Raw genomic sequence first — 14,798 nt, 5'->3', positions numbered from 1 at the left:
CGTAGTTTGATGTCTCACTCTACATAGACCGGTGGCACGGTGCTTTCCACCGCGATCCCACCGGTGGGTGCGGTGGCCGCATTCGGCGACCCGAACTGTGCCATCGTCGCCTCGATCTCTTCTTTGATCCAGACCTTGAAATCCCGGACCTTGCGGTTTTCGGCCTTGGCCGAGGAGGTCACCAGCCAATAGCCGAGACCGCTCTGGGCGCGGATTCCGAACGGCGCCACGAGTCGGCCGTCGGCCAGCGCATCGGCGGTGAGCAATTGCCAGCCGAGCATCACGCCATGGCCGGCGATCGCCGATTCCAGGCACAGCATCGGATCGGTGAAGCGCGCGCCCTTCAGGAACGTGACGGGCGGAACACCGGCTGCCTCGAACCAGCTTTCCCAATTGATCATGGCCCGCTCGTCGGTGATGGCGCAGGTCTGGGCAAGGTCCTCGATCGATTTCAGCTTCCTGGCGATCGCCGGGGCGCAGACCGGAAAGACTTCCTGGGCCAAAAGCAGTTCCGCCCTCCCGCCCGGCCATTTGCCGTCGCCGAGCCGGATGGCAATATCGATATCGGAGTGGTCGAGATCGGCCAGCCGCACCGACGCGTCGATGCGCAACAGCACGTTGGGATGCCGGGCGAAGTGACGCGACAGGCGCGGCAGCAGCCACTTCGAGCCAAAGGCCGGCGCCACCGAAACCACCAATGTGCATTGCGTCGCCTCGTCGGCCAGCGCCACGGCGTGGGCAAGCTCGCGAAACCCCGCACCGAGGCGGGCCGCGAAGGCAGCGCCGAACTCGGTCAGCACCAGGCCGCTCGCCGTTCGCTCGAACAGCGCCTGGCCGAGCTGCTTCTCGGTACGGCTGATCTGCTGGCTGACGGCGCTGACGGAAACGTTGAGTTCTCCGGCGGCCGCCGCGAGCGAGCCGAGACGGGCGACGGTTTCGACGGCGCGAAGGCCGTTGAGATGGACGCGATTGAGCATGGCCATTTGAGTTTTTCTAAACCGATCCGGCTGAAATCTCAATTGAAAGACACATCGGAACGGCACACTTTACGGAGGGAGCCAGACCCGTGGAGCCAAAAATGCTGAGCATGTTGTCATCGCTGAAGATCTTTTTCTCGACCCATGCTCCGCAAGAGCCAAGCCGGGAGAGCGTGACGCAGAGATGGCTGACCGATCCGCTTTCGCATCCTGTGCTCAACACCATGTCGGAGCGCGAATTGGGTGATGTGCCGTTCAGGCTGACGGCGCTCCGCACGGTGCACGAGACTGCTTCATTGCATGCGGGTTTCGGTGGACGCTGCTAAACGGACGCCTCGCTTTCCGGCTTAAGCAAAAGTCGAGGCGAGCGCCGCGCATTGCGACCGCGCTGGCCCAACCAAAGGTGGATTGTTTCACCGGCTCGCGCACTTATTGTGCACTGCAATGACAGCCAACTCGACAGCACTGCGTTTCGCCATCGCCGGTATGATCGCCATGGCTGTTGCCATGGGCATGGGCCGCTTTGTCTATACGCCGATCCTGCCTGGCATGATGGAGGAGCTCCATCTGTCGCCGGCCGATGCCGGGTGGATCGCCTCCGCCAACTATCTTGGCTACCTCGTCGGCGCGCTGGCGGCGGCGGGCGGTTGGGCGCAAGGACGTGAACGCATGCTGATGCTGGTGGGTCTCGGCGCCAGCACGGCCCTTGCTGCGTCGATGGGACTGTCCGACACCATGGGCGCCTTTCTCGTCATCCGCTTTCTGGCCGGCCTGACCAGCGCCTTCGTCATGGTGTTCATGGCCAGCATCGTCTTCAGCCATATAAACGCTGCCGGCCGCGGCGACCTGCAGGCGTGGCATTTTGGCGGCGTTGGCCTCGGCATCGCGGTGTCCGCGGTGATGATGGCCGCGCTTGTCACCGAACATGCCGGCTGGGCGGCGGGCTGGCTCTGGTCGGCGGCAATTTCGGCTTGCGGTTTCGTCGTCGTCGCGCTGTTGGCGAACGAAGGCCCTCTCGCCAATGGCGACGCCACGCGCGAGCCGGCGCTGCCGAAGGACTGGTCGCTGATGAAGATCATCGTCGCCTACGGCCTGTTCGGTTTTGGCTATGTGGTGACGGCGACGTTCCTGGTCGCCATCGTCCGGCAAGGCGGCGGCAGCCGGGTCTTCGAGGCGATGGTGTGGATGGTCGCCGGCCTTGCCGGTTTTCCCTCCACATGGCTCTGGCAAAAGATCGCCGCCCGGATCGGGCTTTACGCAGCCTATGCTCTGGCATGCTTCATCGAAGTTGCGGGCGTCACCGCCAGCGTGGCCATCGGCGGCCGCACAGGGCCGCTGCTTGGCGGCCTGCTGCTCGGCGGCACCTTCATTGCCATCACGGCACTTGGCCTGCAGGCCGCGCGGCACCAGGCGCCAAAAGCGCCTCGGAGGATTTTTGCCCTGATGACGGCGTCCTTCGGCCTTGGCCAGATCGTCGGCCCGATCGCCGCCGGGTTGCTGGCGCAAATGTCAGGCGATTTCTTCCTCGCCTCGATCGCCGCCGCAGTGATGCTGGTCGTCTCCGGCGCCATCACATGGTCGGCTGCGCCAAAATCGCCATGATTGTGGGGTTGCTCGCTGCCGGGCATCGGGTAGGCATTTGCTTTCCACCTAATATGTGACTTTATGCCCGCTAAACCCCGCTGATTTGCGCATCGACCGAGGAATCCCCCACAGTGTTCGTATCCTTCTTCCCGCAGCCGAAGCTTTTTTTCTCTTCGGCAGCCATCTGGAGCCTTGCGGCGATCCTGTTCTGGTTTTTCGGCGGAGAGCAGTTGGGCGCCGTTTTCGGACTGCCGCCGGCCGCGGCTGGCGCGCCCCCCATCATCGGCATCGCCATCCTTTTGTCGCCGCCGTTTCTCTGGTTCTATCTCTACTTCGCGTTTTGCGTGCTCGTCTTCTACGCGTTCTGGAACTGGTATTCGCCGCATCCTTGGCAGCGCTGGTCGATCCTGATGACGGCGGTCATCCTGTTCTTCATCTATTTCAATGTGCAGGTCAGCGTCGCGGTCAACGCCTGGTACGGTCCCTTCTTCGACTATGTGCAGGGGCTGATGTCGGGGACTGGAAAGTCGACCAACGGTGAGTTTTACATCGGGCTGGCCGATTTTTCGTGGCTCGCGCTCGTCGGCATGAATGTGCAGGTGGTCAACGCCTTCATAGTCAGCCACTGGATCTTCCGCTGGCGCACCGCGATGAACAATTATTTCGTCGAGAACTGGGGCAGGCTACGCCATATCGAGGGCGCCTCGCAGCGTATCCAGGAAGACACGATGCGGTTCTCGCAGATCATGGAGGATCTCGGCTCGAGCTTCGTCCAGTCGATCATGACATTGATCGCATTCCTGCCGGTCATGATCCAGTTGCAGGCTCACATCAGCGAGTTGCCGATTGTCGGCGCGATCCCGCAGCCATTGGTTGTCGCAGCCCTGGCCTGGTGTCTGTTCGGGACGATCTCGGTGATGATTGCCGGGCTGAAACTTCCGGGACTGCAGTTTCGCAACCAGCGTGTCGAGGCCGCCTATCGCAAGGAACTTGTCTATGGCGAGGATCATGCGGAGAGGGCCCAGCCAGCTACCACCGCCGAGCTGTTCGCGAACGTTCGTCACAACTATTTCAGGCTCTATTTCCACTACATATATTTCAACGTGGTCCGGTATACGTATCTGCAGGCCGACAACATCTTCTCGCTGCTGATCCTGGGGCCGTCACTGGTGGCGCACAAGATAACCTTCGGCGCACTGAACCAGATCTCGAACGCATTCGGCAAAGTGACGAGTTCGCTGCAGTTTCTGCTCACCTCCTGGTCGACCATCGTCGAGCTGCAATCGGTCCACAAACGCCTGCGCGCCTTTGAAGCGACGCTGCAAGGCGAGCCGCTGCCGCCGATCGATCAGCGCTATCTGGAACGCCAAGGCGCCGAGGACCCGGCTTAAAGAGCTGAGGTTTGGAACCGGGTTGGCGGCTCAGCCGCCAACCGATGCCTGTGTCTCGCCGGCTTTCTGCCGCGAAACATAGTCGCGAAAACTGATGCATTCGACATCGGCCTTGACGCAGACCTCGCCGGCGAAGCGCTCCAGCGCGTTCCAGTAGGCGCCGTCATTCATCAGGGCGAAGTGGAAGCCGAGTTCCAGCGGAATGCGCTTGCCCTGATATTGTACATCGAAGGCGGTGCGAAAGGCATCGTAGGTTCGGTTGGCGAACTCGTCCGCCTTGCTCGGCCGCTCGAAGCCGCCGGAATGTCTGACATAGAGATTGTAATCCATGGCGATCACTGGCCTCGATTTCGGTCCTTCCGGAATCTGCGGCAGTGAAAAGTGCATGATGCCGTGGCTGGCCGTCGGCCGGGCAGGGCCCTGCGAGACGCCGCTGGCGTCGAATTGATAGCCGGCCGCCGGCAGCGCCTCGTAGAGCGCCTTGCCTGTCGACAAATACGGCGCGCGGAAACCGACCACCGCATGCCTTGCGAAATCCCGCCAGCCGTTGGGTTCGGGCGCGATACCGTTGATCGCGTAGGCGTTCTCGAGAATGTGCTCGAACGAGCCGAACTCCTTCAGCCAGTCGGCCTTGCTCCAGTCCTTGCCGTCGAAATGGCCGCAGCCATGGCTGGCGATATCGTGGCCCTCACGCGCGGCAAGTCCGACCTGCTCGAGCCGTTCGCTCACTTCCTGCTTGGAGGCGGCAAAGCCGATGTTGGATTTGCCTGATGTCTTGCCGGGCGCCGTGTATTCCTTGCGCGTTTCCGGCGACAGCAGGAACACGCAGGACAGGAAGTAAGTGAAATGCGCCCCGGTGCGCTGCGCCAGCGCGCGGCTACGCTTCCACTGCGAAATATCGCGGGCGCTGTCGAACGAGATGATGACGACCTGCCTGGGCTTTGCCGGCCTCGGTGGCGCCGGTGGATCGGCCAAAGCCACACCGGCAGTGGCGAGCGAAGCGAAGGAAAACGCAACAGCGCGGAACGAACGATACATCGGCAATCTGATCTTGACTCGGAGGATGTCTGGAAGCCGGCTATCGCGCAAATGTGGCGCGGGTACGATTGGCCTTTTGGGCGGCCGGCCGTGGGAATAGGCGATTTTCCCGCCGAACCCCTTCCATGCCGACAAAATTTCGCTAAAACGCGGGCTGACAACGGCCCGCCAGGGCAGGAATGGTTTGATTGATGTCCGACGACAGTTTTATCCGTGAAGTCAACGACGAGATGCGTCGCGAACAGGCGCAGAAGCTATGGGACCGTTTCGGTCCCGCCTTGCTTGTCCTCGCGATCCTCGTGGTGCTCGGCACAGCCGCCTTCGTCGGCTATCGCTATTGGGACGAGACGCGCGCCAACCGCTCCGGCGATGCATTCTCGCAGGCGCTGAAGCTTGCCAATGACGGCAAGAACGACGAAGCGCTGGCCGCTCTCGACCAGTTGGAGAAGGATGGCTACGGCGCTTATCCGCTGCTTGCCCGCATGCGCGCCGCGACCGTAAAGGCCAGCAAGGGCGACGTCGACGCCGCCGTCAAGGACTTCGACGATGTCGCCGCCGACACGGCCATTCCTTCAGGCATTCGCGACATGGCCCGGCTCAGAGCAGCGCTCCTGCTTGTCGACCATGGCTCCTTCGCCGATGTCTCCAGCCGGGTCGAGGCGCTTACGTCGGACACCAACACGCTGCGCCACACGGCGCGTGAGGCGCTCGGTCTTTCCGCCTGGAAGGAAGGCAAGACCCAGGATGCGCTGAAGCTGTTCGACCAGATTGCCGCCGATGACGGCGCCCCGCGCAACACCCGTGAGCGGGCTACCTTGATGTCCGAGCTGATCCGCGGGTCGGGCAGTGCGTCGTGACCTTCAAAGTCGCCATCATCGGCAGACCTAACGTCGGCAAATCGACTCTTTTCAATCGGCTGGTGGGAAGGAAGCTGGCGCTTGTCGACGACACGCCGGGCGTCACCCGTGATCGCCGCGTGCATGCCGCCAAGCTTTACGACCTGCATTTCGACGTCATCGACACCGCCGGCTTCGAGGATGCCGCCGCCTCGACCTTGCCCGGCCGCATGCGGGCGCAGACCGAGATTGCCATCCGCGAGGCCGACCTGATCTTCTTCACGGTCGATGCCAAGTCCGGCCTGATGCCCGATGACAAGACTTTCGCCGAGATCGTGCGCAAGTCCGGCAAGCCGGTCGTGCTGGTCGCCAACAAGGCCGAGGCGAAGGGCGCCCAGGGCGGTATGCTGGAGGCCTGGGAGCTCGGCCTCGGTGAGCCGATCCCGGTGTCGGCCGAACACGGCCAGGGCATGCCCGACCTGCGCGACGCGGTGATCGGAGCGCTTGGCGAGGCGCGCGCCTTTGGTGAAGAAGAAGAAGACGGCGAAGGCGAAGAGGTCGTCGCCGGCGAGGTGCTGATCGGCGAGGATATTGTCGACCCGGATGCCGAGGATGTGCCTTCATACGACGACACCAAGCCGATGCGCATCGCCGTGGTCGGCCGCCCGAATGCCGGCAAATCGACGCTGATCAACGCGCTGATCGGCGAGGAGCGGCTGTTGACCGGGCCGGAAGCCGGCATCACCCGTGATTCCATCTCCGTCGACTGGGACTGGCATGGCCGCCGCCTGAAACTGTTCGACACGGCCGGCATGCGTCGCAAGGCGAGGATCCACGAAAAGCTGGAAGTGATGTCGGTGCAGGATGGCTTGCGCGCCATCCGCTTCGCCGAGATCGTCATCATCGTGCTCGACGCCACCATTCCTTTCGAGAAGCAGGATCTGCAGATCGCCGACCTGATCATCCGCGAAGGGCGGGCACCGGTGATCGCCTTCAACAAATGGGATCTGATCGACCATCCCCAGGAGCTTCTGGCGGAACTGCGTGAGAAGACCGAGCGGCTGCTGCCGCAGGTGCGCGGCATCCAGGCGGTGCCTGTCTCGGCCGAAACCGGGCGCGGCCTCGACAAGCTTATGGATGCGGTGTTGAAGACCCACAAGGTGTGGAACAGCCGCGTCTCGACAGGCAAGCTCAACCGCTGGCTGGAAAGCATCCTGGCGCATCATCCGCCGCCTGCCGTCGCCGGTCGTCGGCTGAAGGTCAAATACGTCACCCAGGCCAAGACGCGGCCGCCGGGCTTCGTCGTCCAGTGCTCCCGGCCGGAGGCGATGCCGCAATCCTATGTCCGCTATCTCTCCAACAGCTTGCGTGAAGCCTTCGACATGCCCGGCGTGCCGATCCGCATTGCGCTGCGCACGTCGGACAACCCGTTTGCCGGCAGGGCCAAGAAACGCAGCTGAGCATCGCTGCCCGTCCTGGCGCCATGATCACGCCACGTCGCGCAAACCGTTTTCGTTGGTCCGCGTATTATCGGGCAGCTGTTGCCGCACCGCCTGCAGCAATATCTCGGCGAGGCGCGCGACCACCGGCTCGGGCTCGGCATCCTTGCGGTGCAGGAACAACGCCATTTTGGGCAGTGCCGGCAGCCCGGCGATCTCCGGTGTCATCGCGCTGACGCTGGCCGGCAGCCCGATGTCGGTGCGGATGGTCAGCCCCAGTCCCGCCGCGACAGCTGCCCAGATGCCGCCAAGGCTTGGGCTGGCAAAGGCCATCCGCCACGACAGACCGGCGCGGTCGAGCGTTTCGGTCGCTACCGTGCGCAAAAGGCAGGGTGCTTCAAGCGCCACCAGCGGCAGCGGCTCGCCGTTGCGCAGGCTGGTCGCGATGCGCTTTGCCGGGCCAATCCAGCGCATCTGCACGTCGGCGACGTGCTCGCTGTAGGGCAGGGTCTCGCCGCTGTGCCAGGCGAGCGCGATGTCGAGATTGCCTGAAGTGACGCGCTCGGCAAGTTCGTAGCTGCGCGCGATCCTGGCTTCGATTTTGACCTTGGGATGGGCGCGGGCGAAGCGCCCGAGCACGTCAGGCAGCACCGCCTCGCCGAAATCCTCCTGCAGCCCAAGCCGTACCCAGCCTTCCAGCTCGACGTCATGGATGGCGGATGCCGCCTCATCGTTGAGCTCGATCAGCCGGCGCGCATAGCCGAGCATGGTTTCGCCGGCCTCGGTCAAGGCGAGGCCACGTCCCGACTTGCGGAAGATCGGCGTCGCCGCCTGCTCCTCCAGTTTCTTCAATTGCGCGCTGACCGCCGACGTCGATCGGCCAAGCCGGTCGGCAGCCTTGGCGAAGCTGCCCAGTTCCATGCCGGTGACGAAACTGCGGAGAACGTCGAGGTCGAATGTCACGCGTCGCATGGCGATAGTCCTGATTTTCAGGATAGTAAGTCAAAAACTTCCCGATATTCGGCATGAAACTATGGCGGTAAAGACGAGGCGTCAAGGTCCGGATGCAATCGGACCATCAAGGGAATTCTGCCATGTCGCTCGTCGCTACGGATTTGCAATGCAGCCAGGCCAAGCCTCGGCAACAAGCTGGCGCAGCCGCCGCTGGTGCCACGACGGTCCGCTCCAATCATCGCTGGAAGGTGCTCGGCATCGGAGTTGCCGCCAATGCCAGTTTTTCCGCGACCTTCTCCGGCATCCCGGCGACGGCGGTCTTCTTGCGCTCCGGCTACCATCTCGGCAATGGCCAGCTCGGGTTGGTTCTCGGTCTGCTTGGCCTGGGTGTGGCGCTGAGCGAACTGCCATGGGGATTGCTCACCGATCGCTGGGGCGATCGCCGCGTGCTGCTCACTGGCCTCGGCACCACCGCGGCATGGCTGCTTCTCATGGCATTGCTGGTCGTGCCGTCACCGGCACACCTTCCCGGGGTCGCGGTTCTGGCCGCCGTGTTGCTTGTCACTGGCCTGCTTGGCGGCAGTGTCAACGGCTCAAGCGGCCGCGCCATCATGGCTTGGTTCCGTGAAGGCGAGCGCGGCTTCGCCATGAGCATCAGGCAGACTGCGGTGCCGCTCGGCGGCGGGCTCGGCGCCTTTGTCCTGCCGTCGCTTGCCTCGGTGCATGGCTTTGCAGCGGTCTACGGCTTGCTGGCCGCATTCTCCGCCGTCACGGCGCTTTTCGCGTGGCGCTGGTTGCACCAGCCACCAATCGGCGAAGACGCGACGTCCGCCAGCGACGCCATGGTGTCGGCCGGCCCGACACCGCTGCGCAATCCGGACGTCTGGCGCATCGCAATGGCCATCGGCCTGCTCTGCGTCCCGCAAGTGGCGGTGCTCACCTTCGCCTCCGTCTTCCTGCATGATTTCGGCGGCATGGGAACGGCAGTGATCAGCGCCAGCCTGGCAGCCGTGCAGGTCGGCGCCATGGTCATGCGCGTCTGGAGCGGCCGTTTCACCGACCGTCACGGCAATCGCCGCTCGTTCCTGCGCTTTTTCAGCATGCTGAGCGCAGCCGCCTTTGCCACCCTCATGCTGCTTGTGTTTGTCGCGGCCACCATTCCCGGCTGGCAGCCTATGCTCGCGACAACGATCGTTGCCGTCCTGATCCTTGCCGGCATCTGTGTTTCAGCGTGGCACGGCGTTGCCTATACCGAGATTGCCACGCTTGCCGGCGCCAGCAATGCCGGGACGGCGCTCGGTCTGGCCAACAGCTTTGTCTTCGTCGCCTTCTTCCTGGTGCCGATCGCCATCCCCGGGCTTCTGGTCGTCGGATCATGGGCGTGCGTCTGGCTGTCGGCCGCCATCTGCGCGCTGATCGCCCGGCCGATCTTCCTGCGGCCGGCCTGACTTCGCATGCTGACCGCAAAATCGCCCGACTTCGGAACCACGACCTTGAGCCGACTGAGAAAACCCGATCGAACCTGTTAACGTCCCATCAAGGTTAATGCATCATTTTGCTCTCCAGTGGGGTCAGTCGCGTTCCTGGAGAGAGTTCCGTGCATCGACGTGTGTTGAAGCGGCTTGCGGCCGCCGCCGGTGAGAAAAAACGTGGCTTTCTGACCCCGTTCGTCATCGGTCTCGGCATCTGGATCGGCTTTCCGACCGTCGCCGCCTACCAGGACATGACCAGTTTTGTCTCCGGCCTCGAAGCGTCGAACACCCGCTGGAATTCCTATGTCGAGAAATCCGTCGCCGGCTCGACCCATGCGGCCGAGATGCCCTTTGTCGATTCCGACGTCACCGGTTCCATCTCCGGATCGGGCGTCCATCTGGCCGGCGTCGGCAACGTGTCGTTTCGTGGCAAGGGCGGCAAGGTCAGCGGCACGCCCGACGAGGATCGCATCGTGCGGGCCGACAAGAAGGGCCGCATCGTCCAGGTTTCTCCCGTCGCGCCGCCGAAGAATTTCAATGCCGGCTCGATCTTCGAGCGCACCTCGTCCTTGCTGCGGCCCAGCATGGACAGCGGCTTGAAGATGGCTTTCGCCAAACCGCAGATCAAGGGCAAGGAAATCCAGATCGCCGCGGCATTCCATGCGCGTGAGGACAAGAAGCCGGATCCCGGCGTGCCGGCCATGCTTGCCGCGCTGGTCAACAACGACCATCCCGATGTGCTGGCGACCGCCTATGCGCAGGCCGAGCCCGACTATGCCAAGGCATCGCCCTTCGAAGCCCTGCTTCAGGACGAGCAGCCCAATGACGGTCGCTTCATCCCGCCGATGGCCAAGGGCGACCATTCCTGGATCCAGAACCCGCTGCCGGCGAGTGTCTTCTCCAAGAAGGAGCAGGCATGCCTTGCCAACGGCATCTATTTCGAGGCGAGAAGCGAATCCGTGCGCGGCCAGGCCGCCGTCGCTCAGGTCATCCTCAATCGCGTCCGCAACCCGGCCTATCCCAATTCGATCTGCGGCGTCGTCTACCAGAACGACAGCTGGTTCAACCGCTGCCAGTTCTCCTTCGCTTGCGACGGCAGGAGGAAGCGCATCGACAGTCCCGCCGCCTACAAGACCGCGCAGGATATCGCCATGGCCGTCACCGCGGGCAAGATCTTCATCCCCGAGGTCGGATCGTCGACCCACTACTACGCCCAATATGTCCATCCCGGTTGGGCGCGCACGATGCAGAAGATGACCAAGATCGGCCTGCATATCTTCTACCGCACCTATGGCGGCGGCTGGAGCTGAGCACCGCACAGTCACCGATCTTTTCGCGCTGCGTGCAGCCGATCGAAGAGCCAATGCCGGGGGGATTCGTGCAGCGCATCCCCGTCGTCGTGGCGGGCACGATGTCGCACCTTTATAACCAATTGATTTTGTTGCCTAAAATACATGACAATGAACTTCCGCCCGTGGCTTGACTGGCGCAAACCCTCTAACTATGTTGCCGGCGACTTTAGAAGCGGACGGACGGTGACGGTCTGACCGGGCAGGGGGGTTGCGATGGCCGATAAAAACAGGCCAGACGGAACCGGAGAAACCGGCCGCGGCAAGCAGCATGAAGCCGAAATCCGCGACGACGATCTTGAGCGCCGCCGGCGTGAACTTGAAGCATCGCTTGCGACAAGGCGGCCGGACCGGCTCGAGGGGAAAGACGACGCGAAAGCGGGCAGTGTGGCCGGTTATGGCCAGGCGCTCAAACTCTCTAGCGAGTTCATCGCCGGAGTGGTGGTGGGTGCCGGCATCGGCTGGATCATCGACCGTCTGGCGGGGACATCGCCATGGGGTCTGATCGTGTTTCTGCTGCTGGGTTTTGGCGCCGGCGTGCTCAATGTGATGCGTTCCGCGGGCGTTGTGGCAGAATTCGGACAGGGCGATAAATCGCGCCGTGACCAGGACGACAGGAAATGACCGCGCTTCATGTGTGGTAATGGTAACGAAGCCGTACGCGGCATTGACGGGGTTTGAACGTGGCAGCTGACAAGGTCGATCCGATCCACCAGTTCCATATCAACAAGCTGATACCGATCGAGATCGGCGGCTACGACCTGTCTTTCACCAATTCCGCACTGTTCATGGTCGCAACAGTGGTCGTTGCGGCGGCATTTCTGTTTCTCACCACCTCGAGCCGCAGCCTGGTTCCGGGCCGCCTTCAGTCGGTCTCCGAGATGGCCTATGAGTTCGTCGGCAACATGTTGCGCGATGCCGCCGGCACGCAGGGCATGAAGTTCTTCCCGTTCGTGTTCTCGCTGTTCATGTTCGTGCTGGTCGCCAATCTGCTTGGCCTGTTCCCGTATTTCTTCACCGTCACCAGCCATATCATCGTCACCTTCGGCCTCGCCGCCCTGGTGATCGGAACCGTGGTCGTCTACGGGTTCATGAAGCATGGTCTGGGCTTCCTGAAGCTGTTCGTGCCGCATGGCGTGCCGGTGTTCCTGCTGCCACTGGTGGTGCTGATCGAGGTGATCTCCTTCGTGTCGCGCCCGGTCAGCCTCTCGGTTCGTCTGTTCGCCAACATGCTCGCCGGCCACATCACCCTGAAGGTGTTTTCTGGATTTGTCGTCAGCCTGAGCGCGCTGGGCGCAGTCGGCGTGGCGGGCTCGGTCCTGCCCCTGGCAATGGCGGTGGCCCTGACGGCACTGGAACTGCTGGTCGCTTTCCTGCAGGCCTACGTCTTTGCGGTGTTGACCTGCATGTACCTCAACGACGCCCTGCATCCCGGGCACTGATCAAGAGTTTCCGGCCCAAGAGTTTCCAACATTGGCGCCGGATTGAATCGCAACGGAATTTTAGATCCAAAGGAGTTGAACAAATGGACGCAGAAGCAGCAAAGTACATCGGCGCCGGCATCGCTTGCCTGGGCATGGGTGGCGCGGGCATTGGCCTCGGCAACATCTTCGGCAGCTACCTGGCGGGCGCTCTGCGCAACCCGTCGGCTGCTGATGGCCAGTTCGGCCGTCTGATCTTCGGCTTCGCCGTGACCGAAGCTCTGGGCATTTTCTCGCTTCTCATCGCGCTTCTGGCCCTGTTCGGCTGAGCTAAGCGTTGGGAAGATTGGACAGGCCGGCCGCGCAAGCGGCAGGCCTGAATTTCGGGGATAGTCCATGTTCGTGACATCTGCCTTCGCGCAAGAGTCCGCACCTGCAGCCGACACCAGCCACGCTGCGACGGAAGGCGACACGCATTCCGGCACCAGCGTGCCTGCCGAAGCGCACGGCACCTTTCCGCCATTCGATCCTGCGACGTTCCCGTCGCAGCTTCTGTGGCTGGCGATCACTTTCGGGCTGTTCTACCTCTTCCTGAAGCGGGTCGCGATGCCGCGCGTCGCGGGCATCATCGAGGTCCGCAACGACCGCATCACGCAGGACCTCGACCAGGCTAGCAAGTTGAAGGGCGAGGCCGACGCTGCCGTTGCTGCCTACGAGCAGGAACTGGCGGAAGCCAAGACCAAGGCCAACGCGATCGGCCAGCAGGCCGGCGATGCGGCCAAGGCCGAAGCCGAGACCGCACGCAAGAAGGTCGAGGCGGCCCTCGACGAGAAGCTTGGCGAGGCCGAAGCCCGCATTTCTTCCATCAAGGCCAATGCCATGAAGGAAGTCGGCAGCATTGCCGAGGACACCGCTTCGGCGATCGTCGAGGCACTGGTCGGCGGCAAGGCCAGCAAGGCCGAGATCGCGGCCGCGGTCAAATCCGTGGCCCGGTGAGGAGCGCATCATGGATTACACATCTCTCGCGACGCTCTGGGCAACGATAGCCCTCATCATCTTCCTCGGCGTTGCCGTCTACATCAAGGTGCCTGGCATGATCGCCAAGGCGCTCGACGCCCGCGCCGCCAGGATCAGCAACGAGCTGGATGAAGCGCGCCGGCTGCGCGAGGAGGCCCAGCAGTTGCTCGGCCAGTACCAGCGCAAGCGCAAGGAAGCCGAGCAGGAGGCCGCCGACATCGTTGCGGCCGCCAAGCGCGAAGCCGACATGCTTGCTGCGGAAGCGCACAAGAAGACCGAGGACTATGTCGCCAGGCGCACAGCACTTGCCGAACAGAAGATCGGTCAGGCCGAGCGCGACGCCATCAGCGAAGTCCGTGCCAGCGCCGTCGACATCGCCGTCGAGGCTGCGCGTGCGCTGCTCGCCGGCAAGATGGACGCCAAGGCCGGCGCCGACCTCTTCAAGGCATCGCTGGCGGATGTGAAGTCCAAGCTCAACTGAGCTTGTTGCATCGAGCAAAGATCAAAGCCGCCGGGAAACCTGGCGGCTTTTTTGTTGTGGAAAACTATCCGCTCAATCCAGGCCGGCGAGGCTCTCGTCTTCCGCCACTTCCGTCCCGCCAAGCCTGAACGGCGCGAAGGAAACGCGGTGCAGCCGCGCCACCGGCCCATGTGCTTCGATCGCCGTGCGATGGCGGGCCGTGGCGTAGCCCATGTGGACCTCGAACCCGTAGCGACCGTGATGGTTGCCGCAGCCGCACATCATGCGGTCGCGCATCACCTTGGCGACGATCGAGGCGGCGGCGATCGATTGCGAGCGCTGGTCGCCCTTGATCAGTGCGCGCCCCGCGCAGGGCAACCCTGGCGGCACGTCGCGCCCGTCGGCGAGCGCGAGCTTCGGTTGGACCGACAGCCCGACCAGGGCGCGACGCATCGCTTCCAGGCTGGCCTTGAGGATGTTGCTGCCGTCGATGCCCTCGGCGCTGATGGACGCCATCGAAACGCCCAGCGCCGAGCCAAGAATTCGTACGAACAGCGCTTCGCGTTGCAGATGGCTGAGACGTTTGGAATCGTCGAGCCCGTCCGGAATGTTGGCGGGGTCGAGCACCACCGCCGCCGCGACCACCGGCCCGGCCAGCGGACCGCGGCCGGCCTCGTCCATGCCCGCCACCGGCCACAGTCCATCGGCCATCGCCTTCGTCTCGAAGGAGAAATCGGGTTTCTCGATGATCTCAAAGAGAAGCGGAGAATCGGAACGCGCGCGAGCCATGTTGCGGCGAGGTTCGCATCGGCTCCGATTCTCCGCAAGTCCCTCCGGGTCGGGTGGGGCGCCGGACCGGG

General features: G+C 63.3%; 16 protein-coding genes. 12 read left to right on the top strand and 4 right to left on the bottom strand.

What is annotated here, in order from left to right:
• Positions 1–14 precede the first annotated feature (14 nt).
• A complete protein-coding gene (locus AC1D08_RS06130; RefSeq protein ID WP_457153904.1) occupies positions 15–983 on the bottom strand; it encodes a LysR substrate-binding domain-containing protein in 969 nt (322 codons plus the stop codon).
• Between the two features lie 95 nt (positions 984–1,078).
• Here AC1D08_RS06130 and AC1D08_RS06125 point away from each other — a divergent pair, with 95 nt between their 5' ends.
• From AC1D08_RS06125 to sbmA, 3 genes are all read left to right on the top strand, one after another.
• Positions 1,079–1,303, top strand: coding sequence for a hypothetical protein (locus tag AC1D08_RS06125; protein WP_095091877.1), 225 nt, complete (start codon positions 1,079–1,081; stop codon positions 1,301–1,303).
• Positions 1,304–1,421: 118 nt separating this feature from the next.
• Positions 1,422–2,579, top strand: coding sequence for a YbfB/YjiJ family MFS transporter (locus tag AC1D08_RS06120; protein WP_477422750.1), 1,158 nt, complete (start codon positions 1,422–1,424; stop codon positions 2,577–2,579).
• A gap of 113 nt (positions 2,580–2,692) precedes the next feature.
• Positions 2,693–3,952: a peptide antibiotic transporter SbmA gene (gene sbmA, locus AC1D08_RS06115; RefSeq protein WP_477225988.1), complete on the top strand. Its 1,260-nt coding sequence runs from the start codon at positions 2,693–2,695 to the stop codon at positions 3,950–3,952.
• A gap of 30 nt (positions 3,953–3,982) precedes the next feature.
• Here the strand turns inward: sbmA and AC1D08_RS06110 are convergent, their stop codons facing one another.
• Positions 3,983–4,990, bottom strand: coding sequence for a polysaccharide deacetylase family protein (locus tag AC1D08_RS06110; RefSeq protein WP_457153549.1), 1,008 nt, complete (start codon positions 4,988–4,990; stop codon positions 3,983–3,985).
• A 191-nt stretch (positions 4,991–5,181) separates the two neighbouring features.
• On the opposite strand from AC1D08_RS06110, the gene AC1D08_RS06105 reads away from it, so the two are divergent.
• Both AC1D08_RS06105 and der read left to right on the top strand, forming a co-directional pair.
• Positions 5,182–5,847 carry a tetratricopeptide repeat protein gene (locus AC1D08_RS06105; protein ID WP_457153550.1) on the top strand — a complete coding sequence of 222 codons (666 nt, stop codon included), beginning with the start codon at positions 5,182–5,184 and terminating at the stop codon, positions 5,845–5,847.
• Positions 5,844–7,286 carry a ribosome biogenesis GTPase Der gene (der, locus tag AC1D08_RS06100; RefSeq protein WP_457153551.1) on the top strand — a complete coding sequence of 481 codons (1,443 nt, stop codon included), beginning with the start codon at positions 5,844–5,846 and terminating at the stop codon, positions 7,284–7,286. The genes AC1D08_RS06105 and der overlap by 4 nt, the downstream gene beginning before the upstream one ends.
• A 27-nt stretch (positions 7,287–7,313) precedes the next feature.
• On the opposite strand, the gene AC1D08_RS06095 is transcribed toward der, so the two are convergent.
• Positions 7,314–8,237 carry a LysR substrate-binding domain-containing protein gene (locus tag AC1D08_RS06095; protein ID WP_477422748.1) on the bottom strand — a complete coding sequence of 308 codons (924 nt, stop codon included), beginning with the start codon at positions 8,235–8,237 and terminating at the stop codon, positions 7,314–7,316.
• A 122-nt stretch (positions 8,238–8,359) separates the two neighbouring features.
• On the opposite strand from AC1D08_RS06095, the gene AC1D08_RS06090 reads away from it, so the two are divergent.
• The 7 genes from AC1D08_RS06090 to AC1D08_RS06060 all read left to right on the top strand — a co-directional run bounded on the left by AC1D08_RS06090 (position 8,360) and on the right by AC1D08_RS06060 (position 13,959).
• On the top strand, positions 8,360–9,667 hold the full coding sequence (locus tag AC1D08_RS06090; protein ID WP_457153553.1) for an MFS transporter: 1,308 nt from the start codon (positions 8,360–8,362) through the stop codon (positions 9,665–9,667).
• A gap of 149 nt (positions 9,668–9,816) precedes the next feature.
• Positions 9,817–11,001: a cell wall hydrolase gene (locus AC1D08_RS06085; RefSeq protein WP_477225993.1), complete on the top strand. Its 1,185-nt coding sequence runs from the start codon at positions 9,817–9,819 to the stop codon at positions 10,999–11,001.
• 255 nt (positions 11,002–11,256) lie between these two features.
• A complete protein-coding gene (locus AC1D08_RS06080) occupies positions 11,257–11,664 on the top strand; it encodes an AtpZ/AtpI family protein (RefSeq protein WP_457154877.1) in 408 nt (135 codons plus the stop codon).
• A gap of 59 nt (positions 11,665–11,723) precedes the next feature.
• Positions 11,724–12,482, top strand: a complete 759-nt coding sequence (locus tag AC1D08_RS06075) for a F0F1 ATP synthase subunit A (protein ID WP_095091979.1) — start codon at positions 11,724–11,726, stop codon at positions 12,480–12,482.
• 83 nt (positions 12,483–12,565) lie between these two features.
• A complete protein-coding gene (locus AC1D08_RS06070) occupies positions 12,566–12,790 on the top strand; it encodes a F0F1 ATP synthase subunit C (protein WP_006206606.1) in 225 nt (74 codons plus the stop codon).
• A 67-nt stretch (positions 12,791–12,857) separates the two neighbouring features.
• Positions 12,858–13,457: a F0F1 ATP synthase subunit B gene (locus AC1D08_RS06065; RefSeq protein WP_477225994.1), complete on the top strand. Its 600-nt coding sequence runs from the start codon at positions 12,858–12,860 to the stop codon at positions 13,455–13,457.
• Between the two features lie 10 nt (positions 13,458–13,467).
• Positions 13,468–13,959, top strand: coding sequence for a F0F1 ATP synthase subunit B (locus AC1D08_RS06060; RefSeq protein ID WP_095091887.1), 492 nt, complete (start codon positions 13,468–13,470; stop codon positions 13,957–13,959).
• A gap of 72 nt (positions 13,960–14,031) precedes the next feature.
• Here the strand turns inward: AC1D08_RS06060 and AC1D08_RS06055 are convergent, their stop codons facing one another.
• Positions 14,032–14,727, bottom strand: coding sequence for a ribonuclease HII (locus AC1D08_RS06055; protein WP_457154155.1), 696 nt, complete (start codon positions 14,725–14,727; stop codon positions 14,032–14,034).
• Between the last annotated feature and the right edge of the window lie 71 nt (positions 14,728–14,798).

The sequence above is a fragment of the Mesorhizobium sp. P2_E6 genome (assembly GCF_056403835.1).
This window is presented reverse-complemented; position numbering and strand designations above follow the sequence as displayed.